The 24064-nt window shown below is 59.9% G+C and carries 34 protein-coding genes and 1 pseudogene; 13 read left to right on the top strand and 22 right to left on the bottom strand.

Annotated elements, in window-relative coordinates; all coding sequences use genetic code 11:
• Together ACESNB_RS10545 and nrtS are read left to right on the top strand one after the other, a co-directional pair.
• A partial coding sequence (locus tag ACESNB_RS10545; protein WP_373007026.1) for an EAL domain-containing protein occupies positions 1 to 201 on the top strand: 201 nt, incomplete at its 5' end.
• A 50-nt stretch (positions 202 to 251) separates the two neighbouring features.
• A complete protein-coding gene (nrtS, locus tag ACESNB_RS10540) occupies positions 252 to 440 on the top strand; it encodes a nitrate/nitrite transporter NrtS (protein WP_373007024.1) in 189 nt (62 codons plus the stop codon).
• Between the two features lie 431 nt (positions 441 to 871).
• Here nrtS and ACESNB_RS10535 read toward each other — a convergent pair whose 3' ends face one another.
• From ACESNB_RS10535 to ACESNB_RS10520, 4 genes are all read right to left on the bottom strand, one after another.
• Positions 872 to 997, bottom strand: a complete 126-nt coding sequence (locus ACESNB_RS10535; protein ID WP_373007034.1) for a S26 family signal peptidase — start codon at positions 995 to 997, stop codon at positions 872 to 874.
• A gap of 368 nt (positions 998 to 1365) precedes the next feature.
• On the bottom strand, positions 1366 to 1602 hold the full coding sequence (locus tag ACESNB_RS10530) for a helix-turn-helix domain-containing protein (protein WP_373007022.1): 237 nt from the start codon (positions 1600 to 1602) through the stop codon (positions 1366 to 1368).
• 180 nt (positions 1603 to 1782) lie between these two features.
• Positions 1783 to 2106 carry a DUF736 domain-containing protein gene (locus ACESNB_RS10525; RefSeq protein ID WP_373007020.1) on the bottom strand — a complete coding sequence of 108 codons (324 nt, stop codon included), beginning with the start codon at positions 2104 to 2106 and terminating at the stop codon, positions 1783 to 1785.
• Between the two features lie 349 nt (positions 2107 to 2455).
• Positions 2456 to 2851 (bottom strand): helix-turn-helix domain-containing protein, encoded by a 396-nt coding sequence (locus tag ACESNB_RS10520; RefSeq protein WP_373007018.1) that lies wholly within the window; start codon positions 2849 to 2851, stop codon positions 2456 to 2458.
• 48 nt (positions 2852 to 2899) lie between these two features.
• Between ACESNB_RS10520 and ACESNB_RS10515 the strand changes: the two genes are divergently transcribed.
• The 3 genes and pseudogenes from ACESNB_RS10515 to ACESNB_RS10505 all read left to right on the top strand — a co-directional run bounded on the left by ACESNB_RS10515 (position 2900) and on the right by ACESNB_RS10505 (position 3584).
• Positions 2900 to 3277, top strand: coding sequence for a hypothetical protein (locus ACESNB_RS10515; protein ID WP_373007016.1), 378 nt, complete (start codon positions 2900 to 2902; stop codon positions 3275 to 3277).
• Positions 3274 to 3498 (top strand): annotated as a pseudogene (locus tag ACESNB_RS10510) (GDCCVxC domain-containing (seleno)protein); the annotation flags it as partial. The gene ACESNB_RS10515 and the pseudogene ACESNB_RS10510, both read left to right, overlap by 4 nt.
• Positions 3450 to 3584 carry an integrase core domain-containing protein gene (locus tag ACESNB_RS10505; RefSeq protein ID WP_373007014.1) on the top strand — a complete coding sequence of 45 codons (135 nt, stop codon included), beginning with the start codon at positions 3450 to 3452 and terminating at the stop codon, positions 3582 to 3584. The pseudogene ACESNB_RS10510 and the gene ACESNB_RS10505, both read left to right, overlap by 49 nt.
• Positions 3585 to 3740: 156 nt before the next feature.
• Here ACESNB_RS10505 and ACESNB_RS10500 read toward each other — a convergent pair whose 3' ends face one another.
• The 8 genes from ACESNB_RS10500 to ACESNB_RS10465 form a co-directional block, all read right to left on the bottom strand.
• Entirely contained in the window at positions 3741 to 4985 is a 1245-nt protein-coding gene (locus tag ACESNB_RS10500; RefSeq protein ID WP_373007012.1) for a type II toxin-antitoxin system HipA family toxin, read from the bottom strand.
• Positions 4982 to 5296, bottom strand: a complete 315-nt coding sequence (locus ACESNB_RS10495; RefSeq protein WP_373007010.1) for a helix-turn-helix domain-containing protein — start codon at positions 5294 to 5296, stop codon at positions 4982 to 4984. Before ACESNB_RS10495 ends, ACESNB_RS10500 begins: the two co-directional genes overlap by 4 nt.
• A gap of 172 nt (positions 5297 to 5468) precedes the next feature.
• Positions 5469 to 5738 carry a hypothetical protein gene (locus ACESNB_RS10490; RefSeq protein WP_373007008.1) on the bottom strand — a complete coding sequence of 90 codons (270 nt, stop codon included), beginning with the start codon at positions 5736 to 5738 and terminating at the stop codon, positions 5469 to 5471.
• Between the two features lie 243 nt (positions 5739 to 5981).
• Positions 5982 to 6305: a DNA-binding protein gene (locus ACESNB_RS10485; protein WP_373007006.1), complete on the bottom strand. Its 324-nt coding sequence runs from the start codon at positions 6303 to 6305 to the stop codon at positions 5982 to 5984.
• A 38-nt stretch (positions 6306 to 6343) separates the two neighbouring features.
• Entirely contained in the window at positions 6344 to 6634 is a 291-nt protein-coding gene (locus ACESNB_RS10480) for a type II toxin-antitoxin system RelE/ParE family toxin (protein ID WP_373007032.1), read from the bottom strand.
• A gap of 33 nt (positions 6635 to 6667) precedes the next feature.
• Positions 6668 to 7960, bottom strand: a complete 1293-nt coding sequence (locus ACESNB_RS10475) for a hypothetical protein (RefSeq protein ID WP_373007004.1) — start codon at positions 7958 to 7960, stop codon at positions 6668 to 6670.
• 185 nt (positions 7961 to 8145) lie between these two features.
• On the bottom strand, positions 8146 to 8346 hold the full coding sequence (locus ACESNB_RS10470) for an MbcA/ParS/Xre antitoxin family protein (protein WP_373007002.1): 201 nt from the start codon (positions 8344 to 8346) through the stop codon (positions 8146 to 8148).
• A gap of 39 nt (positions 8347 to 8385) precedes the next feature.
• The gene (locus tag ACESNB_RS10465; protein ID WP_373007030.1) at positions 8386 to 8541 is read right to left on the bottom strand and encodes an antitoxin Xre-like helix-turn-helix domain-containing protein; all 156 of its coding nucleotides are present in this window, start codon (positions 8539 to 8541) and stop codon (positions 8386 to 8388) included.
• 175 nt (positions 8542 to 8716) lie between these two features.
• Here ACESNB_RS10465 and ACESNB_RS10460 point away from each other — a divergent pair, with 175 nt between their 5' ends.
• Entirely contained in the window at positions 8717 to 9004 is a 288-nt protein-coding gene (locus ACESNB_RS10460) for a DUF1778 domain-containing protein (protein ID WP_373007000.1), read from the top strand.
• Positions 8991 to 9512 (top strand): GNAT family N-acetyltransferase, encoded by a 522-nt coding sequence (locus ACESNB_RS10455; protein WP_373006998.1) that lies wholly within the window; start codon positions 8991 to 8993, stop codon positions 9510 to 9512. The genes ACESNB_RS10460 and ACESNB_RS10455 overlap by 14 nt, the downstream gene beginning before the upstream one ends.
• A 180-nt stretch (positions 9513 to 9692) precedes the next feature.
• On the opposite strand, the gene guaA is transcribed toward ACESNB_RS10455, so the two are convergent.
• Both guaA and ACESNB_RS10445 read right to left on the bottom strand, forming a co-directional pair.
• Positions 9693 to 11255 (bottom strand): glutamine-hydrolyzing GMP synthase, encoded by a 1563-nt coding sequence (gene guaA, locus ACESNB_RS10450; protein ID WP_373006996.1) that lies wholly within the window; start codon positions 11253 to 11255, stop codon positions 9693 to 9695.
• Between the two features lie 69 nt (positions 11256 to 11324).
• Complete coding sequence (locus ACESNB_RS10445) at positions 11325 to 11945, bottom strand: M15 family metallopeptidase (protein WP_373006994.1); 621 nt, start codon at positions 11943 to 11945, stop codon at positions 11325 to 11327.
• Positions 11946 to 12091: 146 nt separating this feature from the next.
• Here ACESNB_RS10445 and ACESNB_RS10440 point away from each other — a divergent pair, with 146 nt between their 5' ends.
• Positions 12092 to 13156 carry an aspartyl/asparaginyl beta-hydroxylase domain-containing protein gene (locus tag ACESNB_RS10440; protein WP_373006992.1) on the top strand — a complete coding sequence of 355 codons (1065 nt, stop codon included), beginning with the start codon at positions 12092 to 12094 and terminating at the stop codon, positions 13154 to 13156.
• Here ACESNB_RS10440 and ACESNB_RS10435 read toward each other — a convergent pair.
• The gene (locus ACESNB_RS10435) at positions 13153 to 14457 is read right to left on the bottom strand and encodes an RsmB/NOP family class I SAM-dependent RNA methyltransferase (protein ID WP_373006990.1); all 1305 of its coding nucleotides are present in this window, start codon (positions 14455 to 14457) and stop codon (positions 13153 to 13155) included. The genes ACESNB_RS10440 and ACESNB_RS10435 overlap by 4 nt on opposite strands.
• A gap of 120 nt (positions 14458 to 14577) precedes the next feature.
• On the opposite strand from ACESNB_RS10435, the gene ACESNB_RS10430 reads away from it, so the two are divergent.
• On the top strand, positions 14578 to 14880 hold the full coding sequence (locus ACESNB_RS10430; protein WP_373006988.1) for a DUF1330 domain-containing protein: 303 nt from the start codon (positions 14578 to 14580) through the stop codon (positions 14878 to 14880).
• Between the two features lie 5 nt (positions 14881 to 14885).
• Here the strand turns inward: ACESNB_RS10430 and ACESNB_RS10425 are convergent, their stop codons facing one another.
• Entirely contained in the window at positions 14886 to 15803 is a 918-nt protein-coding gene (locus ACESNB_RS10425; RefSeq protein WP_373006986.1) for an NAD(P)/FAD-dependent oxidoreductase, read from the bottom strand.
• A gap of 125 nt (positions 15804 to 15928) precedes the next feature.
• Here ACESNB_RS10425 and ACESNB_RS10420 point away from each other — a divergent pair, with 125 nt between their 5' ends.
• Positions 15929 to 16528, top strand: coding sequence for a GNAT family N-acetyltransferase (locus tag ACESNB_RS10420; protein ID WP_373006984.1), 600 nt, complete (start codon positions 15929 to 15931; stop codon positions 16526 to 16528).
• A gap of 546 nt (positions 16529 to 17074) precedes the next feature.
• Here the strand turns inward: ACESNB_RS10420 and ACESNB_RS10415 are convergent.
• Both ACESNB_RS10415 and guaB read right to left on the bottom strand, forming a co-directional pair.
• The gene (locus ACESNB_RS10415) at positions 17075 to 17203 is read right to left on the bottom strand and encodes a hypothetical protein (RefSeq protein WP_373006982.1); all 129 of its coding nucleotides are present in this window, start codon (positions 17201 to 17203) and stop codon (positions 17075 to 17077) included.
• Positions 17204 to 17515: 312 nt separating this feature from the next.
• Positions 17516 to 18973, bottom strand: coding sequence for an IMP dehydrogenase (guaB, locus tag ACESNB_RS10410; protein ID WP_373006980.1), 1458 nt, complete (start codon positions 18971 to 18973; stop codon positions 17516 to 17518).
• 169 nt (positions 18974 to 19142) lie between these two features.
• Here guaB and ACESNB_RS10405 point away from each other — a divergent pair, with 169 nt between their 5' ends.
• On the top strand, positions 19143 to 20309 hold the full coding sequence (locus tag ACESNB_RS10405) for an indoleamine 2,3-dioxygenase (protein ID WP_373006978.1): 1167 nt from the start codon (positions 19143 to 19145) through the stop codon (positions 20307 to 20309).
• 7 nt (positions 20310 to 20316) lie between these two features.
• On the opposite strand, the gene ACESNB_RS10400 is transcribed toward ACESNB_RS10405, so the two are convergent.
• Complete coding sequence (locus ACESNB_RS10400) at positions 20317 to 20739, bottom strand: hypothetical protein (protein WP_373006976.1); 423 nt, start codon at positions 20737 to 20739, stop codon at positions 20317 to 20319.
• Positions 20736 to 21143, bottom strand: coding sequence for a GFA family protein (locus ACESNB_RS10395; protein WP_373006974.1), 408 nt, complete (start codon positions 21141 to 21143; stop codon positions 20736 to 20738). The genes ACESNB_RS10400 and ACESNB_RS10395 overlap by 4 nt, the downstream gene beginning before the upstream one ends.
• Before the next feature lie 146 nt (positions 21144 to 21289).
• Between ACESNB_RS10395 and ACESNB_RS10390 the strand changes: the two genes are divergently transcribed.
• Complete coding sequence (locus tag ACESNB_RS10390) at positions 21290 to 21586, top strand: dodecin family protein (RefSeq protein ID WP_373006972.1); 297 nt, start codon at positions 21290 to 21292, stop codon at positions 21584 to 21586.
• A gap of 6 nt (positions 21587 to 21592) precedes the next feature.
• On the opposite strand, the gene ACESNB_RS10385 is transcribed toward ACESNB_RS10390, so the two are convergent.
• The gene (locus ACESNB_RS10385) at positions 21593 to 22309 is read right to left on the bottom strand and encodes an RlmE family RNA methyltransferase (RefSeq protein ID WP_373006970.1); all 717 of its coding nucleotides are present in this window, start codon (positions 22307 to 22309) and stop codon (positions 21593 to 21595) included.
• Positions 22299 to 23426 (bottom strand): Ppx/GppA phosphatase family protein, encoded by a 1128-nt coding sequence (locus ACESNB_RS10380; RefSeq protein ID WP_373006968.1) that lies wholly within the window; start codon positions 23424 to 23426, stop codon positions 22299 to 22301. Before ACESNB_RS10380 ends, ACESNB_RS10385 begins: the two co-directional genes overlap by 11 nt.
• A gap of 179 nt (positions 23427 to 23605) precedes the next feature.
• Between ACESNB_RS10380 and hspQ the strand changes: the two genes are divergently transcribed.
• A complete protein-coding gene (hspQ, locus tag ACESNB_RS10375; RefSeq protein ID WP_373007028.1) occupies positions 23606 to 23929 on the top strand; it encodes a heat shock protein HspQ in 324 nt (107 codons plus the stop codon).
• Positions 23930 to 24064: the final 135 nt, after the last annotated feature.

Genomic DNA, 24064 nt, shown 5'->3' with positions numbered 1-24064 from the left:
TTTATCAAGGGAATCCTGCTCCTTGCCGGCGCACTTGGACTCACAACGATTGCCGAGGGTATTGAAACAGATGCAGACCGGAAAAGGCTGCTTGAACTCGGAGCGCGGTATGGTCAGGGTTATTTCTGGGGCGCAGCAACGCCAGCAGCGGCATGGATCAAGGGCGCGCCTTTCACTACCTTCCATAAGGCAGCAGTCTGACATGGGCGAATTGACCGCCTGCCACCGCTTGAAGAGAGTTTGACGACATCATGCGCCCCATCCTGACCAGAGGTCTCATTGTCGCGATACTGGTCGGTTCGCTCCTGACCCTGATCAACCAGTTCGAACGGGTCGTGGCAGTTGAACCCCTGAATTGGTGGAAAATGGGCCTCAGCTATATTGTACCTTTCTGCGTGTCGGTATTCAGCGCCCTGGCTGTCGGTCCCAAGTCGGACTGAAACCCGCGTTTCAGGCGCAAGGCAAGCGGCACGACGCCGTTTCCGCGGCCGATATTTCGTCCGGTGAACCCTGTCGGCCTGGCACCATTCCGCGAGCGGGCTGCGGCTTTTCGGATGGCCCCTGATTTGGCTCAATATTGCCCGCACCGACATCATGCAGCCGGCCCAGCCTGGGGTGATGTCATCGTCGCCGCTCATGGCCTGACCCGTGCGGCGTATGACAGTCGAAGATCAGCGTTTACAAGACCTTCGGCGAATCCTGTACGTAATAAGTAGCAGCAACCGCATACGGAAAAATGATGTGCAGACAATGACCTGGGTGGGCGTGTACGTACATCCTTATATCTTGCCCTGCCGGGTTCGCTTACCGATCCCATGCCGCCTTTCGCCGCAAATTGCCGGCCTATGCCGGAATACGCCGCCATCTCTAATCACCGCCAATGCAGGATCAGACGCGCGACGCCATCGAGATCATTGATTTCAACGGGTCCGAAATAGCGACCGTCGAGGGAATCCGGATGCGCATTCATCAGAAATAGTTGGTCCTCGCCGAGCACCACACAGCCCTCTCAGGAAATGCCGCCCGAATGAGTCCTGCAAACGCGCTGCTCCTGCGACATGTCCATTGATCAAAATGCGCGTGCCTGCCCGGCAAAATTCATCGCCAGGAAGTCCCGCAATCTGCTTCAGAAGCAGCCAGTTCCGCCCGACAAATCCATGTTCCTCAGCCCACTGCGCGTCGGCGCTTCTGGCTGAACGACGACCCATCGGCCAGGGTTGAATGGCTCGTCGCTCAGCCAGTAAAGCGCTTGCGGCGCGCTGCCGGTCCGGTTTCAGATCAGCCTGTCCGTGGGCGCGATTACAACCCCGAACAGGGCAAAACCAATGCCCAGAAGGCCAGCGCCAACCGTTCGCGTGCGCCGTCTCATGAGCGCAGCGGCACGCCGGTTGAGGCCCATCTCTGGCGCTCGAACCAGTCCACGAGATCGGCTCTCGGATAATAGACGCGCCAGCCATGCTTGCAGTAGATAGGCCCGCGTCCCTGATAGCGCTGACGGCTCAGGGTGATGAGCCACAAGTTCAGAAATTCTGTCGCCTCGATCGCGGTGAGAAGCTCGGGCAGCTCCTCACGCTGTGGCGGTTTCCGGTTGTCTCTGGCCATAATGGCATGCTCTTTTTCGTGGCTTTGATCTCCACGAAAAGTACGCCACCAGACACCGCCATTTGTAGCCATAAAAAGCGCAGGCGCGCTTTTCCACCTGCCGGTCTACCATTGTTTCCACACGCAAATACCGCCCCGGAGTTGATATCCGGGGCGGCTCATTGGCGATGGATCTGATCCCTAGTCCCGCGGGTTCCAGAGGATCACGTGGCGCCCCTTTTTACCATTTACGGGGGCGAGGTTCGCGTAGATCTTGCGCGGTCCGATCTGCGGGTCTGCGAGGGTGATCGAGACATATTCGCGGCGCGATGCCTTAGCCTTGCAAAGCCATCCGCCGCCGATCTCGGTCGAGGTTTCACCGGCGAAGACGCGGTAGTCGGGCTGGCCTTCGGCTGCTTTCTCCGCGTTCTTCTCGATGCGGATGGCGGCGGATAGGTTCATCATTGCGAGGGCGCCTTCGAAGCCTGTTTTGGTTTCGCCGACATATCCGAGTGCGTTGGCCATGGTGTGGTTCTTTTCGTTTCCATGAAGTCCCGGGGACCTCTTGTCCCCGTCGACGCCGGACCGCTCGGAAGGCGCAGGACGGGCCTGAACCGCTCGCGGGCGAAACGTAAGTGGAGCACCGGCTCTGAGAAGATATTTGATCCGCGAGGAGCCACGAAGCGGCGGGGAAAATTCTTTGGAAGCGCCGGTTTCAAGGCCCGTCAGGCGTCGTCCAGGTCACACGGCATGAGACGGGAACAAGGAGGTCAGAGCGCATCTAGTAAAAGCGGATGGACCTGCACTACGTGCCATCGGCCTTTGTGTCAGCGAACATCGACCGGCACGAATAATTGCTCGACTGATGTCATTCTCAGTTCCGTGAGAGCGCATCGAGAAGACCGCATTCGAGGTCGCCGTCAATCTGGCAGGCCTTCGTCAACTCCGCGAGGCGCCGTTCCAGACGTCGCAGATCGGCGATGCGGCTTCGCACATCTAATCGGTGACGTTCTGCAATCTCGAAAGCGTCTACGCAGCTTCCAGGTTCGGTCGCAAGACCCATCAGCGAACGCACATCATCGAGGGCAAAACCAAGGTCGCGCGCCCGGCGGATGAAGCGCAGGCGCAGAATCGCATCACCGTCATAGAGGCGCCTGCCGCCATCGCTGCGAGGCGTTTTCGGGATAAGTCCGATCTTCTCGTAATAGCGGATCGTCTCAATGTGAACGCCGGTCGCCTTACTCAGTCGTCCAATTGTGAAGTCGGCCATGCAAATACCTCTTGCTTCTGTAGTGGCTACAGATTGTAGATCATAAAAATGACCTCTGAAACTGACAATGAAGTGACGGCCTCGAAAACGTCCCGCGCCAATGGCTGGCTGGCAGGTGGAGGCGTTCTGGGCGGCGTTTTCGCCTTCCTCGGGGCGTCGTGCTGTGTGCTTCCAATCCTGCTTGTGAACCTTGGCGTCAGCACCGCGCTTGTTGCCAATCTCGGCTTCTTTGCCCGCTACAAGACCGCCTTCATGATCATCGCAGCGCTCCTGCTGGCGGGTGCCGTCGTTTTCGCATTGCGCGGCGGTCAGCGTCCGAAGGTGCGGTTCTGGATCAGCGTCGCGGTGGCCGTTCTGCTGCTCGTCGGCGCATGGATATTGCCGTCCTATGAAGGAGAGTTGCTGCGATGGCTGAACCTCAGATGAGCGGTTCCTTTGAACCCTCTTCCACACTGACCTGCCCCCAATGCGGGCATCAGTCCAAAGACCTCATGCCAACAGACGCCTGCCAGTATTACTATGACTGCAAGGGATGCGGGGCGTTGCTGAAACCGCTCCCGGGCGACTGCTGCGTCTATTGTTCTTTTGGCGATGTGAAATGCCCGCCGATCCAGATGAGCGATTGCTGCGGTGGATGCACTTCTACAATCGGGAGCGGCCGCACGCCGCCCTTGGCAAGGCGACGCCGAACGAGGCATATGGAACTGGAAACGAACTGAAGAAAGCGGCCTGATCAACAACCCGGATATACCTTAGCAAGGCCGGAAAACTGTGCAGGAAAACAGGACCACCTCACTGTAGCGTCGAACTTGTTCGGGAAAGAATTCTCCTGCACTCAATTGATAGCGAGCAAAATTTTACATTTCGCAAAATCGCGGCCTCCACTTGGTCAGGACGTTGCAACGATCAGGTCCTCATGCTCGAACGCGCTCGCCATGCGGTCGATCTGACCGTCCGTCTGACCGACCCGGCGCGCCACAGCGCGCCACTCGGTGACCGCGCTGCCGACCTCGGACACGGTCGCCTTCGCATTATCGAGACTGAGACCAAACAGTTCCGCCTGAGACAGCGCCAGTTCGATGGAACAGGTTCCCTCATCAAGGCTGATATTCGTCGTCAGGATACGCGCCTTGAGGTCCGTTGGAGTCGGATTGAGGTCATAGGCGGGTGACAGCCGCCATCCTGCCTTTCCGGCCCAGAGGAAACCGTGATTTCGCAAATGGTCATCGACATTGGAGATCAGGATGTTGAAGACGACACGCCGGAACAGCTCGGCCGCGTCGGCTCTTGCATTCGCGCCATGCCGGGAGAGCTCGTCGACAATCTCGGGATAGCTCGCACGTTCGCCATCTTTCGCCTGCAACATCGACATGGCCGACAGGAAGGGGATGCGGTCCTCACCGTCGCGGTCGAAGCGCCATGAGAGAAGCAACGGCTTGTCACCCACGCGGTGGAGTGCATGGCGCGGCACACGCACGCCCGCCCGCTCAGCCAGTGTGAGCGCGATATGTTCCCAGGTCTCGATGCTGTAATCGTCAGTGTCCTTCGGAAACTTGGCGATGGCGAGCGCGCCATAAGCATCGGCTACGGACGCTTTAGGCCTAGCGCCACCGAGCGAGGAGCCGGGCGCGAAGATCAGCGACAGGTCTTCATCGGTTTCCTCATCTCGCTCGATGCGCTGCGCGCTTGCGAGCAGTCGTCCAAGCTGGATGAAGCCGGGCACGCCTTCGCCGGCAGGCTTCTGGAACGGTTCATCGCCTACGCGCCTGAACCGCAAGGCCCCCAGCCGGGAAATGTCCGTCACGCCCAGCAGGAAGTCCGCTTCGTGCAGGGTTTGGGGCGACCGACCTTCTGCCTGTGCAGCGCGGCGCTCTGCGCGCTGCATGAGCCGCCGCCCCCAGGTGTCAGGCGCGGAATCGCCGATCGACCCGAACATCTCGCGGCCGTCGCCGGGATGGAACATGCCGTTGCCGACGCCAAGGCCCGGCTGGAGTGAAAACCGCGCCGCATGCCCCAGCCAGTCTTCATGATACTGGAATGTCACCGACTCCCGCCCGCGCGCTGACTGCCGGAACAGCGTGCCAACGCGAACCGTCTCACCTTTGAGCGAGATATGGGCCTCGATCTCTCTCATGAGCGCTTTGCCCTGACTCGTTTCGGCAGATCTGCGGAAGAAAGCGACAGACCAACCGCATCATTGGCCGGATCAGCGAGGTCGCCAAGTCCGTCCAGAAGTCCAAGCGCGTTGAGGACAGAGGCATAGATGCCAATGCTCACGCCATGGTCGCCATCCTCGACACGCGCCAGGGTCTTGCGTGTCGTAAAGGCACGGTCAGCCACGGTCTTCATGGTCAGGCCCCGGCGTTTGCGCGCATCAGCCATATCCTGACCTAGCTTGCGCAGGGTCCGGCGCACGGCGCTCGGCGGTGTGGTTGGCGTAGGCATGACGGATCCTTCATAACTCTATATGTCACATAAAGCGTCATGAAGGTTACTATTACAAGAATTTTGAACGAAGCGGGCTTTAGCCCTCACCGGCTTAAGGCTCAACAAGTCTCCTTGGGCCAACAATCCATGTCCGCCATTCCGCACCTGGAGCCGACTTTCCGACATGGGGTCAGTCAGCCGGAGCGCCGCTTGCCTCGCCAGGTGACGCGTCGATGCCCTCAAGCCGCGCCGCGATCCCATGCTCATTGCCGAGCTTCTTAGCCACCTGCTGAATGAAATGGTCGAAACGCCTCTGGCCAACGGCGTGGGCCGCAGCGCGCTCGCCTTCCGGGATCGGCTCGGTGCGCGTCAGCCAGTAGAAGATAAAATGGGCGAGCGTTTCGAGGCAAAGGGCGGTATCGCGCTCGATCTCCCCCTGACGCCGTTCGAACGCGTCCATGTGGCGCAGGAGCCCTCGCATTTAAAGGAAAGACCAACATTAACGAGAATGAGCATATGCAAAATAATCTCTGCGAATGCTGCTCACTCTCACTCCCACTCGATTGTAAATGAGACTTTTTTCTCTTTTATATTCAATGGCTTATTTTCCTTCTAGTTCGTAATACCATGAAAAATACCATGCTCAGAAAATGCTTAAAAATACTTTGAATAAATCGCCAATTGGCCTCTGCCGCACAGTTGCCTAGGCCACCTTCCGTGCTTTGACTTCCAAGTGTACACCTTCCTTCTCCTGCAGGTAATGGATCACCGCAAACAGGTTACTCGCCTGGGGATTCCCCTTTGGCCCGAACATGCGCATGAGGCTCTTGCTCGATTTGTCGAAGACTTGGGAGAGCTCCTCGAACCCCATCGTCGCGTTGATATAGTCACGCAACACTGCTTTGCCGGTATCGACGTCACCGGCGAGCAGGCATTCCACTCCTTCCTGCAGCAGAGCCTTACGGAACGAAGGATACCGCTGGGCGCGTGCTTGAATGGTGTCCTTAAAATCTTTTGTCAGAGCCATCGTTACACCTCTTGCCGTTTTCGGCGTTTGTAGTCACGCTAATGGCCTTTTGCAGCCGAAATATCAGCGTCCTGGCGCTTCTTGGTGCCGCCCGCGAGCAATATCACCAACCGGTCTCCGTCCTTACCGAAGTAAATCCGGTACCCCGGACCAAAATCAATCCGGTATTCATAGACGCCGGCACCGTCTCCTTTAACATTAGAGACGTTACCCTGCTCCATCCGATGGATTGCTGTCGCCACCTTGACCGCCGCGGCGACGTTCAGGCGATCGAACCATTTGGCGTATGGACTGCTTCCCTCGGCATCAAGGTATTCTCTAACCTCGATCATGTGACCCACATGGTAGCATATATGTTACCTTTATCCACGCCCAAATAGTGATCCATTTTCGCCCACAGGGGGGTTGTCGTTACCATAGCCTCGCACTCGCCCCTGCAAAGCCTGGCGAACAAACTGTCTCGCCGCGTTCTGTTTACCGGCATTGTCGTTCACCTCGACGAGTAGCCGAATCTGCTCGCTGACTGAGTCAGCCTTGTTCAATCGGGTGGCAGCGTCCATCGCCCGGTCATACGCCTCCACCACATCGACGCTGGTCACCTCGTAACCCCATCCTTCACTCAACCAACGCAGCGCTGCCATGGCAGCATCAAGAGCAAACGCCGGCTCCGAATCGAGATAATCCTTGGCCGCTCGGGTCAGCGTTTTCGGATCACAGGGACTGTGGTTTGCCAGCTCCAGTGCCAGGTCGAATAACTCGAGCGCCTTTGCGGTCGCAAACCACTTGCCCTCTTCACCGGGTGTGGTCTTGATCAAATCAGCAAGCATTTCCGCCGGTGCCATCATCGGATAGCGCTTCGCCACGGCACGATACCGCGCGAGATACGAATTGCCCTTAGCCGCGCTCAACCCGTAGCGTCGATAGGCCTCGTCATGGAGGCCCGAGGAGATCAGGATCTCTTCGCAGGCCTGGTCAATCGCAGAGTCCGGTTGATTGAGCCCTCTGGATGCCTCGGCGTATTTCAGGGCTTCCGATTTCTTGCCCATCGCCAGCAATGCTTCTACGCCGTAGCGGCGATAATGCCAGAAGGGTTTACGGTACAGCGCCAGCAGATCGAGCAGATCCTGGTAGCGTCCGGCCACCAGCAGACAGGACAGGCAGGCCGTTGCGCCATGAAAATAGTTACCGGGATTCGGGTCGGTCCAGCACGACGTCAGCGTTGGCATCAATTCCCCTGCCCACTGATTGGCTGCTTCCACCGATCCACAAAGTTCACCCCAGCGGTCACCCACCGGCCCAAGGTAATCGACGCCATCATCCGCCATCGCCTGCCATAACCGTTCGAGCCATTTGTTGCGCGTTTTGGCCTCAGCCGGCGCACTGATGATTAAGGGAATCAGGTCATCAAGTGCTTTGTTCACCGCGGACCCCAGGGCACCGCTGGAACTGTCCACATGCTCCAGCGCAGGCCAGAGCTTTTCTATCAGGCGAACAGCGCCTTCGGCGGCGACGACAGGCTCCTTCTTCGCAACCTTTTTTATTTCGGAAACCGCTTCACGAAGTCGTTGGCAGGCCAATCTGGAGGATTTCCAACTGTAGACCCCTGCCCGGAATCGCGCAGGGAAGGTCCATCTATGGGCTTTCTTTGTCGTCATATCAAATCAAACCTCATCAGCATGCCTCTTGCTCAGCCTGGCTGGTGGGATATGTTCTTCCACAACCACCACCAGCTGCGCGATGAAGAGATCGATGTTCATTCACCGCAATGAAAGACCACTGGCATGGCCCATCTCACCGCTCTGCTCCGACTACCAGCGCGAACCATCAAGCGCCGTGTGAATCATGAAAGTTGGCTATCGAGATGCTCCCGAACAACCGCCAGATCGACCACGAAACCATCGAGCATTTTTTCGATGGGTGCCGCGCCACCAAATAGTGGATTGTCATTGGGTGCATGAAGCCATTGATCGCTTTGCGCTTCATCAGCAAAGAGAATCTGTAACGCCCTGTAAATACCCAGGAGATAGCTGGCCCTCTCCAAAAGATCCCGTGTCAGCTTGGCCTTTTCCGGCTGGTTCTTTCAGTTATAAAGGGTCTTCTCATTGCTTAGCCCCAGCAGCGTCATCTGCTGCTGTCCTGTCAGGCGCCAAAGCGAGAAAATGTTAAAAATCGCGGGCAGCAAGGAACCCGGTTCTATGGGGTAGGGCTGCAATAGCTCCTCGAAACTTGCTCTCATCGCCATCCATTTCGACTGTAACAGTACAGCACCGCTAGACTGTCATACTGTAACATTACAGTCAATGAGTGGCGCAGAACGCATTCCCGGGAATGCGTTCTTGCTTTTACGGATATATCCCGTAATAATTATTTTCGTTACGGAGATATTCCGTAGAGTATTTTTGGAGATGACCATGCCCAAAATTGTACGTTATGAAATGCAGTGGGACGAAGAAACCTATGCGCTGGCTGAGCGTGCTGCCCGTGCCTCGGGCTCAACCAGTATCAAGGCCTATGTCACGCAGTTGGTGAAGCAACATGCGCCCGACGCACTGGAAGCCTACAGCAGTATTCAACTGACCTACGCGCAGTTCGACGCCTTTTGCGAGGCTTGTGACAATCCGCCTGCGCCAACAGCCAAGCTGCGTGAGGCGGCGCGTACGCTTGATCAAGAGGGCCTGGTGCTGAATGCCGGCCGATGAGTTCTTACCACTCGATCCCAGCGCGATCAATGTCAAAACATTTGACTGCGGCAAGAATGCCATCAATACCTATCTTCGCCGCTTTGCTGCAAAGAACATGGCGTTGAACCTGAACCGTACCTTTGTACTTTCCTACACCACCGAAGACAGTGCAGAGAAGCCTCAGGTAGCCGCGTACTACACGCTCGCCCACCAGACCTTAGTGCGTGAAGTACTGCCAGATCCGTCCCGCCTGCCGCGCTATCCCGCTCCTGTCATCCTGCTGGCGCAACTCGGCATCGACCTGCGGTTTCATCGGCAAGGCCTGGGGGCGAAAACATTGGTGTATGCGCTCAGGCATGCCTATCGAATTGCCAGCAACCCGAAGGGCTTGCCCGCCATGGGTGTCGTTCTCGATGTGCTCGATCAGGATGCGCTGGCCTTCTACCAATCTTTCGAATTCTTCCTGCCACTGACCGACAACCCCATGAAGCTGTTTGTGCCCATGGCGTCACTGGAAACACTGTAAGTACCTGACAGCGGACGACGCCAGTCCTGACCACGACAATCTATTCCGGTTTTTGCAGGAACGGTTACCTCAATCCAGGTTCCATAATGATCGTGCCAACAAACGATTTGCTACCAGTGGCGCCAGGGACGAAATACCTGCCGTTGCCAACCAGTGCCAGTCGCTGCCCGCCAGTGCCGGTCACTCCCACTCAATCGTGCCGGGTGGCTTGCTGGTCACGTCATAGACGACCCGATTGACGCCGTGCACTTCATTGATGATGCGCGTGGCGACCCGTCCGAGGAAAGCATGTTCGAACGGGTAATAATCCGCCGTCATACCGTCCGTAGACGTCACCGCACGCAGGGCCAGAACGGCCTCATAGGTCCGCACGTCGCCCATCACGCCAACAGTATTTACCGGCAGCAACACGCTGAACGCCTGCCAGATTTCATCGTACAGGCCAGCCTTCTTGATCTCGTCGATATAGATCAGGTCTGCCTTGCGCAGCGTGTCCGCCTTCTCGCGCGTGATCTCGCCGGGAATGCGGATCGCAAGGCCCGGCCCCGGGAATGGATGGCGCCCGACAAAGGCTTCCGGCAGGCCCAGTTCGCGGCCCAAAGCGCGGACTTCGTCCTTGAACAATTCGCGCAGCGGTTCGACCAGCTGCATGTTCATGCGTTCCGGCAGGCCGCCGACATTGTGGTGGCTCTTGATCGTCACGCTTGGTCCAGCCAGCGCCGATACGCTTTCGATTACGTCCGGATAAAGTGTGCCCTGCGCCAGGAAGTCCGCCCCGCCGATCTTTTTCGCTTCGGCCTCGAACACGTCGATGAACAGGCCGCCAATGATCTTGCGCTTGCGCTCGGGGTCCGACACGCCAGCCAGCTTGCCAAGGAAGAGGACCGACGCGTCCACGTGCACCAGCGGGATATTATAGTGCTCACGGAACAGGCTCACGACCTCTTCGCTCTCATTGGCGCGCATCAGGCCATGATCGACATAGACACATGTCAGCTGCTCGCCGATCGCCTCATGGATCAGCACAGCCGCCACGGACGAATCCACGCCGCCCGACAGGCCGCAGATGACCTTGCTCTTGCCGACCTGCGCACGGATCTTCTCGACAGCCTCGGCCCGGTAGGCGGCCATCGTCCAGTCACCCTTCAGGCCCGCCACACCATGGGTGAAGTTACGCAAGATCTGCGCGCCATGCGTCGTGTGCACGACTTCCGGGTGGAACTGCGTGCCGTAGAAATTCCGTTCCGGGTCCGCAATGATCGCATAGGGCGCGCCGGGCGACTTCGCGATCACGCCAAAGCCCGGTGCCATCTCGGCGACATGATCGCCATGGCTCATCCAGACCTGTTCATGCTCGCCGCTGTCCAAAAGGCCTTCCAGGAACGGATCGTCCACGACCTTCTCGATAAAGGCCCGGCCGAACTCGCGGCTGGTACCGCCCTCCACCTTGCCGCCCAGCTGGTGCATCATCACCTGCTGGCCGTAACAGATACCGAGCACCGGGATGCCAGCCTCGAAGATGGCCATATCGGCCATGGGCGCATTGTCCCAATACACGCTCGAGGGACCGCCTGACAGGATCACCGCCTGCGGGTCATAGGATTCAAGAAAGGCCTTATCGACCTTGTTGAACGGGTGGATTTCGCAATAGACGCCGCTTTCGCGCAGGCGCCGGGCGATGAGTTGCGTTACCTGGCTGCCGAAATCGACGATAAGGGCGCGTTCGTGTCTTTGCTCTGTCATGGCGCCGTTTAGCTGAGTCCCGCCTCACGGGGCAAGCCTCAAAGGTGCGCCCGACGGTGAATCTGCAAATCAGACATAGGATTCACCCGCTTCGAACCGTTTGCGTATCTCCGAGATCTTCGCATACGGGCTCGCCAGCTGGTAATGCGGCGGATCGGGATAATTCTTCCACGCCCCGCCCCATTCCAGCCCCTCGACCAGCGCCTGCCCGGCAAGATCACGATAGGCCGGATCATCCTGCGGCGCGTCGCCATTCATGTAACGGCCATTCTCGAACAGGGCGACGTCCCAGGCGATGCCGAAATTATGATTGCTCTGCCCACCCTTGGCCCTGGTGACTTTCGGTCCCGGCGGCCCGCCCCAGCGGCCCTTGGCATACAGGTCATCCTGCTCGGCATAGGTCCGTGTGCCCGAAATGATCCTGACCAGGTATGGAACGTTAGCTGCCTTCGTCAGGAATTCCCGCGCCAACCGCTGCGCCTTGATGTGAAGTCCCAGGATGTTCCCCTCTGAGCGCGCATCAAACGTGCCCAAAGCCTCGCGCAGGGCGGCGCTTGCGGCAAGAAAGGCATCGTCAGCCGTGCCCGTATTCTTGCCCCAAACGCCGTCCAGGCCTTTCGGGTCGAAACCCGAAGCCTTCAGCAGGCGCTGGCGGAACAGCACCTCTTTCTCGTTCAGTTGATAGCTCATGCTGGTCCCCTCAGCGATTTGGCCGATGCGACTCGGCGAAGGGGCAGGATACACAATCGCGCCCTCGCGGTCAGCCAATGTTCCCGAGTATCCACTCCGGGGGCCCATGTATTGACGTCGCGGGCTGTATCCGGCCAAGTCTGGGCATGACCAGTTTACCCACACTCGACGCCCGCAAGCAGGCTGCGTTCAACCACGCCCGCGATGGCCAGCTGGCCGATGCAGAGTCCACGCTGCAATCGGTCCTGCGTGAATCTCCGCGCGACCTTGGCGCCCTCCTCCTTCTTGGCGACGTCCAGCATGCCGCTGGCAAAACCCAGGATGCCAGCCGCGCCTATGGCGGTGCCATGCAGGTCGCTCAGATGCAGGGCGGTCCCATGCCGGACATCTTCAAGCCGGGTCTCCAGCGCGCCGCGGCCCGGCTGGGTGAGTATGCCCGCCAATATGAATCCTTCATCGCCGCCCAGATTCCACCAGAGAGCCGCTCGCCCCGGTTCGACCAGTCGGTTGATATCCTCCTCGGCAAGGCGCAGATCCACCTCCAGCAACCGACGAAATACTATTTCCCTGCACTTCCCCAGATTCAGTTCTACGACCGTTCGGATTTCGACTGGGCCCCCGCCCTGGAGGCGCAAACGCACGCCATACAGCAAGAACTGCGCGCGGTCTTGGCCGACCATGCCGCCTTCCGGCCCTATCTCGAGCGCGACGAAAGCAAACCCCATGTGAAAAGCCACGACCTCGTCGGCAATGACGACTGGAGTGCCTTCTATCTTTGGAAAGACGGCGCCCGCGTCGAGGAAAACTGCGCCCGCTGCCCGGTTACGGCTGCGGCGTTCGACACCCTCCCGCTGGACTACCTGCCCGGACAGGCGCCGTCGGTGCTGTTCTCACTGCTCAAGCCCGGCGCGGCCATCCCGCCCCACCATGGCCTCATCAACACGCGCCTGATCTGCCACCTGCCCCTTCTGGTGCCCGGCCCGGCCTGGCTCCGGGTGGGCAACCAGACACATCACTGGAAAGAAGGGGAACTCGTGATATTCGATGACAGTGTCGAGCACGAGGCGAAGAACGAGGCGAGCGAGACGCGCGTCGTCCTCCTCTTCGATATCTGGCGTCCGGAACTCTCGCTTCAGGAACGGGAGGAAGTCACCAGGCTCCTCGGCGCCATCGCGCAATATTCCGGAGAGGCCGTCATCAGCGGCAACTAGGCCCGGCGGAGCACCGCAAAGAAGAACCCGTCCGTTCCGGCCCGGTGCGGTGTCAGCCGCACGCTACCGGTCGGCATACGAAAGCGCTGAACCACATTCGCGCCCTCGTCTGTCAGCAGGCCCGAGGCAACCGCCGCAGCCGCTGCGTCCTCTTCCTTAAACTCCGGATGCGCCGCCAGGAATTCCGCCACGCGGTCCTCGTCCTCTTCCATCAGGAAGGAACAGGTCGCGTAGACCATCCGTCCGCCCGGCTTCACGAAGGCTGCCGCGCTGGCCAGGATCTCCGTCTGCTCGGCCATGCGCTTTTCCATCTGGCCCTGTTTGATCCGCCATTTCGAATCCGGCCGGCGCCGCCATGTGCCGGTCCCGCTGCAGGGCGCGTCGACGAACACGCAGTCCATCAGCCCGGTCAGCGTTTCCAATTGCACCGGCTCGCTCGGGTGCACCAGTTGCACATTGGTCGCGCCCGACCGTTTCAGGCGCGGAATCAAGGCGCTGAGGCGTTTGCCATCGATGTCATAGGCAAATATCTGTCCCTTGCCCTTCATCTGGGAGGCCAGCGCAATCGTCTTGCCGCCGCCGCCGGAACAATAATCCAGCACCTGCTCGTCCGGCTGGGCATTCGCCGCCGCTGCCGCGATCTGGCTGCCCGCATCCTGGACTTCCACCCAGCCCTTGGAATAGGCTGGAATGCTCTCGAGGCTGGCTTCGCGTTCGCTCGGATCCTTGGCTGGAATATGGAAGGCATTGTGCAGCAGGCGCGACGGCTCTGCATTGGCGCTCTTGAGCGGGAAAGCCGCCTTTTCAGCATCCACTTTCAGCGTATTGACGCGCAGGTCCACATCCGCCCGCATCGCCATGGCCTGCGTTTCGGCGGCCACATCGTCGCCGAAGACGCGCGCCATCATCGGCGTCATCCATTCGGGAAAATCGCCCTGGACATGCAGGGGAGCACCCAGGTCAGGCTCGCCAGCAAGGCGCGCGCGCTCGTCCGGCGTCAGCGGAACGGGGCCGTGCTCATCGCCCACCGCCGCATCGATCTGGTCCAGGTCCCAGCCCCAGGCAAAGCCCAGCGTACCCAACACCAGCGCGCGCGGGCTTGTGTCATCCATGCGATAGGCCACCGAATTGCGCTTGCGCAGCGCGTCGAGCACCAGGCCGGACACCATCGCCCGGTCCTTGCTGCCAGCATAGCGCGCGCTCTTGCCCCAGTCGCGCATGGCTGTCTTGACCGGCTGGTGCCGCTCCAGCACGTCCGTCAAAACCTCGATTGCTGCGCTGATCCGACCGCCATTCCGCATGTGTCACCCTTTTTTCATCGTCTTCTGGACGCTTTACGCGGGCTTCACTAACAAGGAAACAAATAGACACTGCATATTGTGTAATCTTACACTGAGGTCTTACCGCATCGAGGAGCCGTCGTGGCAGTCTACATCGTCGCCCATATCACGATTACCGACAGGGAAACCTACGGAAAATACGAGCAGGGCTTCATGGACGTCTTCAACCGCTATGACGGTCGCCTCCTGTCTGTCGACGAAAACGCACACGTCCTGGAGGGCGACTGGAGTTGCACCCGCACCGTCCTCGCCGAATTTCCCAGCAAGGACATCGCGTTGGAATGGTATAGTTGCACCGAATACCAGGCCCTCGCTTCCTTTCGCCACCAAAGCTCCACAAGCAAGATCGCCCTGCTCGAGGGTTTCCCCGGCGCGCCCCGCTAAAGTCGCTAATCCGGTGCTGACCGTCGTTTGAGAAGGCGCGCAGCCATCGCCTCGCCGCTGGCGACGGCATCGGAGGCTAGAGAGCCGAGCGCCCAGTCGCCACCAGCCAGCAAAGTCTCCTCGCTGTTTGCAACGAAAGGCCGGCCCAAAGCACGTCCCACCCGCGCGTAACGCCAGCGGTGCGCGGCGATATAGGCCGGATGCACCGTCAACTGTGTCGCCGTTCGGAACGCCGCCAGCAGGGTCGCCGCAGCCTCGGCCTTGTCGATATCGACGAACTTCGCAGACCAGTCCGGTTGCGCATAAACGGTCCATCGTTCCGCGCCGCTCTGTCCGGGCTTTGCCAGCATTGGAATGGCCGTCATCAGCGGCCCGTTGAAGTCTTGCGTGCCTTGCGGCACCCCGGTCGGGACATCAAAACCCAATAAAAGTGTCCACATCGGCAGCATCTTGACCAGCGCGAGGTCAGCGACCATGTCGGGAGATTGTGCGAGCAGGATTCCAGCTTGAGGGGCAGGCACGGCGAGGATCACCGCATCAAACATGCCGCAATCGCCACCATCGGAATCCGTCAACAGCCACCCGTCAGGACTCTTGCCCAAAGCCACAACAGTCACGCCGGTTCGCACGTCAATTCCGGTGGCCATAGCGCGCGCCAGTGCGCTCATGCCAGGCACGCCGACACCGCGCGCATTATCTTTGCCGTCGAGCCAGAACGCCCCGCCCAATGCGAGGGCGAGTTCCGACGGCACCCCTGGGGCGCCATGGTCAATCGGCCCGAGATCCGTACGCCGCGTGGCAAGACGGCCACCGCTTCCCCGGCTCTTCTCAAATATGACAACATCACAGCCGGCATCCACCAGCGGTCGTGCCGCCGCCAGCCCTGCGAGCCCGGCTCCAACGATCGCTACCCTAGTCTGCATGATTCTTCCGCGCCGCTTTTCAAATTACCAACTAGGGCGCGATCTACGGTTGTCCCGCTTTCAGGCATCATTCCGGCGTGTTAGCGTGGCTCCACGCCGGAACGTTGGCAGTTGAGGAGGAAGCGATGGACATCGAATTGCCGGCAGGCGTCCGCGCCGCAACCCCGTCTGACTGGCGACAGCTTGGCGACATCACGGCCGAGGCCTTCTTCGAAGATCCGGTGAATGAATGGATATTCGGCACGTCGCGCGCCATCCAGTCCGCCTTCACCGTGCTGGCGCGGGATGTCTATTCAAAACGCGGGCAATGCTATCTCGCGGGCGATGGCGGCGCGGCCATGTGGTGCACCTCGGAGACAAATCGCAACCTGCCGACCCTGTCCATGCTCGCGCTGGCTGCCGGCGTCGCTCGCTGGGGCACGAAGGGCGCGGTCAAGCGCGCGATCACGGCTGGCGAGACAATGGACGCCAATCATCCGCATGAGCCCCACATGTATCTTTTCACGCTTGGCACTCGGAAATCGGCGCGTGGCCAAGGCGTCGGCAAGGCGCTGATCCGCCCCATGCTCGCCGCTTGCGACCGCAAACAGCTCCCCGCCTATCTCGAGAACTCAAATCCCGCCAATACCGGCTTCTATGTGAGCCACGGTTTCGAGCGGATGAAATTGTTCGAAGTCGGAGACAACTCGCCAGCGCTGGAAGCGATGTGGCGCGCACCGCGCTGAGTGCGCCTTTTGCGCCAGTTCCAGTCCGGATACGTCTTCAACAGCGCGCGCATCCTGCTCGTTCAAGATGGCTGTCGTGAGGCTGGCCATGGTGCATTCGCTCCTGGCCAGCCGTTCGGTCATGCCAAACGTCTCGTCAATCCAGACGACCTTCTTCAGATCGCCCTTGGCATTGTAGCCAAATGCGGCACGCACGTCCTGTCTTCGCCAGCCCATCGGCTTCTTTCCTTTGTGTCGCTACGTGCCAACCATTCAAAAAGTCGCGGTATGGAACGCCGTGCCAGACCGCCGCAAGTCCGACGCCAGATCCAGTATTTTTACGCAAGTTTCATCTGAGCGGGGATTTAAAACCTGCAATCAGCCCGCAATTCGCGCATGCGGAGAACATGCGTCACCGGAAACAGGGACTGAGCCCGCCAATGCCTTCAGGACTCGCGCCTGAATGCAGGTCGCCAATACCTTCGCGGCACAGGTTAAAACCGCTGCCCGGTCGTGGGTTGAGCATGCCTTCCAAGGAGCTCATCCTGCACTTGCTGCTTTTAAACTTCAGCGGCCTGCGAAGAACTTCACGAGTTCGATCTCGCCACGCAGTCGTCTGCCGGACGGGACAAATCCAAGGTTCAGATAGAACGCCAGCGCATTACCGTCAGCCTTATCTTTGGTTGTCAGTGACATTCCTGAAAATCCCGCAGCAGCGGCCCGCGCGAGCAACTCTCCCAATACACGCGAACCTGCGCCCTGACCCTAAAAACGGGAATCAATCATGATGCGCCACAAATAGGCGCACTCGGGCAGGAAAATGTCTTCGACTTCTGACGACAGGTTCGGGTCGATCCAGCGTTCAGTCGGGGCGATCAGGTGCATCTGAGTATCAGCAACTGACAACCCGGAAAACTGAGCAGCACTGTCTGGGTTGAGGTCTATTAGGCAAGTCATCCGGGTCAGTCCCTCGCCTTCGGCTCTCTCTATTCAGGGGTGTTTTGTTAGCTACCCTCGGCTCACCGAATAGTTCGGCGACTCGCGCGTCATCATCACGTCGTGCACATGGCTTTCCTGCAGGCCCGCGCCGGTGATCTGCACGAACTCGGCCTTCTTGTGCAGCTCGTCGATATCCTTGGCGCCGACATAGCCCATCGCCGCCCGCAGGCCGCCGACCATCTGGTGCAGGATCGGACCGACCGGCCCCTTGAACGGCACCTGGCCCTCAATGCCTTCCGGCACCAGCTTGTCGGCTGCCGCATCCTTCTGGAAATAGCGGTCTGCCGAGCCACGGGCCATCGCGCCGAGGCTGCCCATGCCGCGATACGCCTTGTAGCTGCGCCCCTGGTACAGGAACACTTCGCCCGGCGCTTCTTCGGTACCGGCAAACATGCCGCCCATCATCGCGGTGGCTGCGCCGGCGGCCAACGCCTTGGCAAAGTCGCCGGAGAACTTGATGCCGCCATCGGCAATGATCGGGATGCCCGACTTCTGCGCCGCATTCGCGCACTGCTCGATCGCCGTCAGCTGCGGCACGCCTACACCCGCCACGATCCGCGTCGTGCAGATCGAGCCAGGCCCGATCCCCACCTTTACCGCGTCCGCGCCGGCATCAATCAGCGCCCTTGTGGCTTCCGCCGTCGCGACGTTGCCCGCGATGATCTGAACCGCGTTCGACACTTTCTTTGCCCGGCGCACGGCGTCGGCCACGCTGATCGAATGTCCGTGGGCCGTATCGATCACCACACAGTCGACGCCCGCTTCGATCAGCGCCATCGTGCGCTCGAACCCGGCATCGCCCACAGTCGAGGCGGCTGCCACGCGCAGGCGCCCGGCGGCATCCTTGGCGGCGTTCGGGTTCACGGCGGCCTTGTCCATGTCCTTGACCGTCAGGAGGCCCAGGCACTTGCCGTCATTGTCGACAATCAGCAGCCGCTCGATGCGGTGCTTGTGCAACAACACCCGTGCCTCAGCCGGATCGGTGTCCATCTTCACCGTGACGATATTGCGCGTCATCAGGCTGGCGATGCTCTCGTTCATGTCGTCGGCAAAGCGAGTATCACGATTGGTGATGATACCGACAACCTTGCCGTCCTTCTCGACAACAGGAATGCCGGAAAATCCGGTCCGTGCCTTCAGTTCACGCAGGTCGCCCAGCGTTGCCGTCGGTGAAATCGTCACCGGGTTCATCACCACGCCGCTCTCGTATTTCTTCACCATGGCCACTTCGCCTGCCTGCTCATCGATGGAGAGGTTGCGATGGATCACGCCAATCCCGCCCGCTTGAGCCATTGCGATGGCAAGGCGCGCCTCGGTCACCGTGTCCATGGCGGCGGAGATCAGCGGTATATTCAGGCTGATGGACTTGGTCAGGAACGTCGAGACGTTCACATCAGCAGGTAAAACCTCGCTCGCGCCGGGCTGAAGCAGCACGTCGTCGAAAGTGATGGCTTGTCGGATTTTCATGTGGGGAGCTCCCTTTTTGGCCTAGTAAGGGAGTCGCGAGGGGTTGTGAAGCCCCCACTGCAAATTCCGCACGCCGCACAACCACAAGTTTATGACGTGACGATTTGGAGATGTGTTAGGCCGAGAATGGTTTCATTTGAAATCAATATTCTCTGGGAGGAGAGCGCTGATGAAACTCGAAGATTATGGTCTCAGCCGTGAGCGCGGCTTCCTCGCCGCAACCGATCCGGCCACCACCACATTGCCGGCCCTGCTCCACCCGGCCCGCGACATGGCGCTGGACCTGCCGCGTATCCTGCCCACCGGCCGCGGGCGCGCACTGCTCGGGCGCCTGCCGCAGATCGATCTCGCGGCATTCTGCGCGTCAGCCTCCGAAGCCGAACTGCGCGCCGCCATGATGCATTACAGTTTCATGGTCCAGTCCTTCGTCTGGGGTGAACCGGATGCGCCCAAGGCCCTGCCGGCGAACCTATCCGTGCCGATCTGGCAACTCGGCCAGCGCCTCGGCCAGCCGCCGCTCCTGCCCTATTCCAGCTACACGCTCGACAATTGGGGCCGCTATGATTCCGACGGTCCGATCGACCTCAGCAACATCTTCACGCTTCAGCATTTTGATGGCGGCATGGACGAAGCCTGGTTCGTCCTGGTCCACGTCGCCATCGAGGCCCGCGCCGGCGAAATCCTCGAAGAAGCCACCCGCCTAATCGCGGCAACCGATGACGGCAACGAAGCGGCCGCCGAGCAGAGCCTCACCACCATGAAGGCCGTCTGGGATGATGTGAACGCAATCTTCGATCGCATGCCCGAGCGCTGCGACCCGTATATCTATTTCCACCGCGTCCGCCCGTGGATCCATGGATGGAAAGACAATCCTGCGCTAGGCGACGGCCTCATTTATGAAGGCGTCGCCGAGACTGACGGGCTACCGCAAGCCTTCCGTGGCCAGACCGGATCGCAATCATCCATCGTCCCTGCGGTGGATGCCTTGTTCGGCGTCGGCCACGCGGCGGATCCGTTGCGCACCTTCCTCGATGAACTCCACATCTATCGCCCGCCTGAACATCGCCGATTCATCGAAAACGTCCGCGCCGCCAGCCATGTGCGCTCCTTCATCGAGGGCGTCGGCAACAAGACGCTGAAGACTCTCTACAATGACAATGTGCGCCAGCTCGCCCGCTTCCGCACGCGCCATCTCGAATATGCCGCCAGCTACATCAACAAGCAGTCAAAAGGCGGCGCCGGCAACGACCCCGACGTCGGCACCGGCGGCACGCCCTTCATGAAATACCTGAAGAAGCACCGCGACGAGGCCGAGGCGCACCTGCTGCCGGTCTAGGCAATCCTCAGTCGATGCAGATCGTCCACTGGACCGTGCCCTCGTCGACTTCCGTCACGCAACCGAACTGACTGTCCGTCGCCTGGCACACGCCGTCATCCGTTGGCTGGTCGACGTCGTCATCGGAATCCGGCGAAAGCAGGCACCGGCCGAGGCAGTCATCTTTCGATTTGCACGACTTACCTGCATCCGGATACGGACGGATACATTGATCATGCCCCAACATGCCGTCTGGACGAACGGTGCCGCCCGCCGCTACGCACGCCTTCCGCTCCGCCGGTGTCGCCCGCTTGCCATCGAATCTGATCTTGTCGTGCGTCGCAGGCTCAGCCGTCGTCGCCGGCGTTTCAGCTACGTCGGGCTTGCCGGTTGCCGAACAGGCTGCCAGTACCGCCGCACAGGCCAATGTGATCGCCCCGCGCCGGATCATCCCGGGAACCGCTCGAAAGTGGGAATGCCGTCCGGAATGTGATGGAAGCTCTGCGCATCCGCCGTCTGCAGGATCATCTGCGGTTGCTCGAAAATGGTCGGATCATCAAGCGATCCGATTTTCAGTATCACCGCCCCCGGCAATGCCTGTGACCGTGTCACGATATGAACGCCACAGTCCGGACAGAATTCGCGTGTCGCCGCGTTGGCCACGTCCGATTTCGTGAAACGCTTCGGCGCGCCCTTGGTGTATGTGAATCCGGCCTCGGGCATCGCCATGAAGTCATTCGGCTGGCCACCGGTGAAATACTGGCATTCCCGGCAATGGCATTGCGCCTTCATGATCGGGTCGCCTTCCGCCTCATAGCGCACGGCCCCGCAATAACATCCGCCTGTAATCGACATATCGCTCTCCCTGAGTGTCTGTCGGCCACTTTGGGACCAGCCGACAGCGGGTGCAAGCAGGTGCATTTTTTTTGGAACGTCTCAGCCGGTTTTGCATAGAATATGCAACACCCTCACGAAGGAACGCGAATATAGAGCGCTAAAAAATGGTTTCAGCACGTCAATCTCTACGTCAAATTACCAGCACATCGACAGAATCCGTCGACGATGCCATTGACCGCGCGCTTGTAGTTGCCCGCGACCAATATGGCGAGCCAGACTGGTTTGAAGTGGTTAATACCCGCGGGTTCATAAACAATGGCAGCGTGACTCACTACCAAGTGATCCTGGAACTCGGCTATGCAAAGCCGGATCAGGGCCTTCAGCCCGATCAGTATCTGGATTCAGCCCTGTCGACCCGTCGCCACACCTATGTGAGCCCTGCGATCGTGCGGCGCTTCTAGCCCGGATCAGGGGCGACTTGCCCCTTTGAAACCCTTCGCCACCACGAAGATTTCCGGACTGCTGGCGCGGCTCGCTGGCGGCTTGATATGCTTCACCGTCGTGAAGTTGGATTTCAGCAATTCCAGCACTTCTTTCGTTGTCCCACCTTGGAACACTTTCGAACAGAACGATCCGCCAGTTGCCAGGTGCTCAACAGCAAATGCCGCCGCCATTTCCACCAGCGTGACCGTACGCAGGTGATCGGTCTGTTTGTGGCCGGTCGTGTTCGCCGCCATGTCCGACAGGACAAGATTCGGCTTGTCCGTGAGGCCCTTCATCATGCGCGCCACGTCATCGGGCTCGTTGACGTCGCCCTGAACGATATGCGCGCCCTCAATCGGATCAACCGGCAAAAGGTCGATGCCGACCACTTCCAGCGCGCTCTTGGCGACTGCGACCTGTAGCCACCCTCCCGGCGCGCAGCCGAGATCAACCACCCGGCAACCGCGCTTCAGGAGTTCGGCCTTCGCGTCGATTTCCAGCAGCTTGTAGGCCGCACGGGCGCGGAATCCCTCAAGCTTAGCCTTGCGCACATACGGATCCGACATCTGGCGCTCGAGCCATTGCTTCGAACTGTCCGACTTGGCGTGGTGCGCACGTATCTTGCGCTGGTCCATCTGCCGACCAGACGAGCCCTCCTTGCCCGTCGGGCCTTTCCAGCGGCGCTTTTCTTCATCCGACATTGTTGGTGTCCTCTTGGCGCCCTGCGCCATCATCGGGCCCACGCCGTCCGCGTCGCCCGCGGCGACGGGCCTTTGGCCTCTTCGGACCATACATCATCGACAATAGCAGGCCTTCGCGCAGGCCCCGGTCGGCAACCCTCAGCCGTCCGGCGGGGAAGGCTTCCCACACGGCTTCGACAATCGCACAGCCGGACAACATCAGTCCCGCCCGCTCGTCGCCAATCGTCGGCAGCTTCATCCGACCTTCGAGCCCGACGTCACGCAGCAATTTGATCGCGGCAGCGCTTTCGTCCCGGCTCAGCCAGGTCCCGTCCACCTTGTCGCGCCGATAGCGGTCGAGCTTCAGGTGAACCCCGGCAAGGCACGTCACCGTGCCTGAGGTCCCGATCATGTGCGCGTCATCCACGCCCATCGCCTCACGGACGGCGTCGATCCCGTCCCATGTACTGATTGTCTGCCGGGCATGCTCAAGCATCAGCGGATAGGCTGCAACCTCGTCGAGATGCTGGAACGCTTCCGACAGGGTCACAACGCCCAGCGGCAGGCTGGTCCAGCCGAGGATCGGCGCCTTTTCCAGCAGGCCTTTGAAGCCATTGTCGCGGGCCGCTTCCGCATTCACCCATGACAGCTCCGTCGACCCACCGCCAATATCAACGACCAGGACGGACTTGGCCGACGGCTCGATCAGGTCATGGCAGCCGATCGTCGCAAGGCGTGCTTCTTCCTTGGCGCCGATAATCTTGAACGTGAGGCCGGTTTCTTTATGCACGCGGCGAATGAACTCGGCCCCGTTTTCGGCCTTCCGGCAGGCCTCGGTGGCAATGCACCGCACGCGACCTACGCCATGCTGCTTCAGTTTCTTCCGGATGTTCTGCAGCGCATCGATCGCCCGCTCGATGGCGGCATCCGACAGCCGCCCCGTCTCGTGCAGGCCTTCGCCCAGCCGGGCAATCTGCGAATGGGAATCGACCACACGAAAAGTCTTCCCGCGGGGCTCGGCGACCAGCAGGCGACAATTATTCGTTCCAAGGTCAACGGCCGCAAATAGCGGTGCCGTCTTTCCATTGCGCGGGGCGCTCCGCTTGTTGCGGGCACCGGGCGCCTTTTTTTCAGCCATGGTGTGGCCCAAATTGATGACTTGGGGCATTGATATCACAGGAGCTGGAAATGGCTAGTGGACGCACACACAACGGGTGGTTGAAAGCCCTGTTTGGACACCGGCGCCGTCGCGCAGCCCGGTCGCCACTGGTTTTGGACCAGCGTATCGACGGAAATCGCAGGTACAACGCCATATCCATGCATGTTGCCAAATTCCAGATCGGACAGGTCGTTCGCCACCGGATGTTTCCATTCAGGGGTGTAATTTTTGACGTTGACCCCCAGTTCGGCAACACGGCGGAATGGTATGAATCCATCCCCGAAGAGGTGAGGCCCCGCAAGGACCAGCCGTTTTATCATCTCTTTGCTGAAAATGACCGCACCCATTATGTCGCCTATGTCTCCGAGCAGAACCTGCTGGCGGATGAATCCGAGACACCGCTCACCCACCCTGACATCCTCGAATGGTTCACCCCGACAGGGCGCGGAACCTATGAACTCAAGAAGGGCGTCGCCAACTAGAGCGGTTCTGTCTTTGACAGAATCGGACGGATTCCCAGACACTTCGAACTCTGATTCAGTTTCCGGACTGGAAGAGGAGGTTTATCACCATGGGCAAGTACTATTCCGTTGATCTTCGCGAACGTGCCGTGGCGG

Origin of the sequence: Hyphomonas sp. (assembly GCF_041689225.1) — a bacterium.
GTDB lineage: Bacteria > Pseudomonadota > Alphaproteobacteria > Caulobacterales > Hyphomonadaceae > Hyphomonas.
The sequence above is the reverse complement of the archived record's forward strand: the minus strand, read 5'-3'. Positions and strand labels throughout refer to the sequence as shown.

Excerpts from the sequence above, each read along its gene's own strand:
- ACESNB_RS10415 (WP_373006982.1), bottom strand. The coding sequence starts at position 17,203 with ATGTCACTGACAACCAAAGATAAGGCTGACGGTAATGCGCTGGCGTTC.
- ACESNB_RS10395 (WP_373006974.1), bottom strand. The coding sequence starts at position 21,143 with ATGTCGATTACAGGCGGATGTTATTGCGGGGCCGTGCGCTATGAGGCG.
- ACESNB_RS10505 (WP_373007014.1), top strand. The coding sequence starts at position 3,450 with ATGCCCGCCGATCCAGATGAGCGATTGCTGCGGTGGATGCACTTCTAC.
- ACESNB_RS10445 (WP_373006994.1), bottom strand. The coding sequence starts at position 11,945 with ATGAGCTATCAACTGAACGAGAAAGAGGTGCTGTTCCGCCAGCGCCTG.
- ACESNB_RS10400 (WP_373006976.1), bottom strand. The coding sequence starts at position 20,739 with ATGATCCGGCGCGGGGCGATCACATTGGCCTGTGCGGCGGTACTGGCA.
- ACESNB_RS10515 (WP_373007016.1), top strand. The coding sequence starts at position 2,900 with ATGACCTCTGAAACTGACAATGAAGTGACGGCCTCGAAAACGTCCCGC.
- ACESNB_RS10440 (WP_373006992.1), top strand. The coding sequence starts at position 12,092 with ATGACCAGTTTACCCACACTCGACGCCCGCAAGCAGGCTGCGTTCAAC.
- ACESNB_RS10520 (WP_373007018.1), bottom strand. The coding sequence starts at position 2,851 with ATGGCCGACTTCACAATTGGACGACTGAGTAAGGCGACCGGCGTTCAC.
- ACESNB_RS10405 (WP_373006978.1), top strand. The coding sequence starts at position 19,143 with ATGAAACTCGAAGATTATGGTCTCAGCCGTGAGCGCGGCTTCCTCGCC.
- ACESNB_RS10495 (WP_373007010.1), bottom strand. The coding sequence starts at position 5,296 with ATGCCTACGCCAACCACACCGCCGAGCGCCGTGCGCCGGACCCTGCGC.
- ACESNB_RS10500 (WP_373007012.1), bottom strand. The coding sequence starts at position 4,985 with ATGAGAGAGATCGAGGCCCATATCTCGCTCAAAGGTGAGACGGTTCGC.
- ACESNB_RS10425 (WP_373006986.1), bottom strand. The coding sequence starts at position 15,803 with ATGCAGACTAGGGTAGCGATCGTTGGAGCCGGGCTCGCAGGGCTGGCG.
- ACESNB_RS10385 (WP_373006970.1), bottom strand. The coding sequence starts at position 22,309 with ATGTCGGATGAAGAAAAGCGCCGCTGGAAAGGCCCGACGGGCAAGGAG.
- guaB (WP_373006980.1), bottom strand. The coding sequence starts at position 18,973 with ATGAAAATCCGACAAGCCATCACTTTCGACGACGTGCTGCTTCAGCCC.
- ACESNB_RS10475 (WP_373007004.1), bottom strand. The coding sequence starts at position 7,960 with ATGACGACAAAGAAAGCCCATAGATGGACCTTCCCTGCGCGATTCCGG.
- ACESNB_RS10455 (WP_373006998.1), top strand. The coding sequence starts at position 8,991 with ATGCCGGCCGATGAGTTCTTACCACTCGATCCCAGCGCGATCAATGTC.
- ACESNB_RS10390 (WP_373006972.1), top strand. The coding sequence starts at position 21,290 with ATGGTTTCAGCACGTCAATCTCTACGTCAAATTACCAGCACATCGACA.
- ACESNB_RS10530 (WP_373007022.1), bottom strand. The coding sequence starts at position 1,602 with ATGGCCAGAGACAACCGGAAACCGCCACAGCGTGAGGAGCTGCCCGAG.
- hspQ (WP_373007028.1), top strand. The coding sequence starts at position 23,606 with ATGCATGTTGCCAAATTCCAGATCGGACAGGTCGTTCGCCACCGGATG.
- ACESNB_RS10460 (WP_373007000.1), top strand. The coding sequence starts at position 8,717 with ATGCCCAAAATTGTACGTTATGAAATGCAGTGGGACGAAGAAACCTAT.
- ACESNB_RS10420 (WP_373006984.1), top strand. The coding sequence starts at position 15,929 with ATGGACATCGAATTGCCGGCAGGCGTCCGCGCCGCAACCCCGTCTGAC.
- ACESNB_RS10525 (WP_373007020.1), bottom strand. The coding sequence starts at position 2,106 with ATGGCCAACGCACTCGGATATGTCGGCGAAACCAAAACAGGCTTCGAA.
- ACESNB_RS10435 (WP_373006990.1), bottom strand. The coding sequence starts at position 14,457 with ATGCGGAATGGCGGTCGGATCAGCGCAGCAATCGAGGTTTTGACGGAC.
- ACESNB_RS10485 (WP_373007006.1), bottom strand. The coding sequence starts at position 6,305 with ATGGCTCTGACAAAAGATTTTAAGGACACCATTCAAGCACGCGCCCAG.
- nrtS (WP_373007024.1), top strand. The coding sequence starts at position 252 with ATGCGCCCCATCCTGACCAGAGGTCTCATTGTCGCGATACTGGTCGGT.
- ACESNB_RS10490 (WP_373007008.1), bottom strand. The coding sequence starts at position 5,738 with ATGGACGCGTTCGAACGGCGTCAGGGGGAGATCGAGCGCGATACCGCC.
- ACESNB_RS10380 (WP_373006968.1), bottom strand. The coding sequence starts at position 23,426 with ATGGCTGAAAAAAAGGCGCCCGGTGCCCGCAACAAGCGGAGCGCCCCG.
- guaA (WP_373006996.1), bottom strand. The coding sequence starts at position 11,255 with ATGACAGAGCAAAGACACGAACGCGCCCTTATCGTCGATTTCGGCAGC.
- ACESNB_RS10465 (WP_373007030.1), bottom strand. The coding sequence starts at position 8,541 with ATGAGAGCAAGTTTCGAGGAGCTATTGCAGCCCTACCCCATAGAACCG.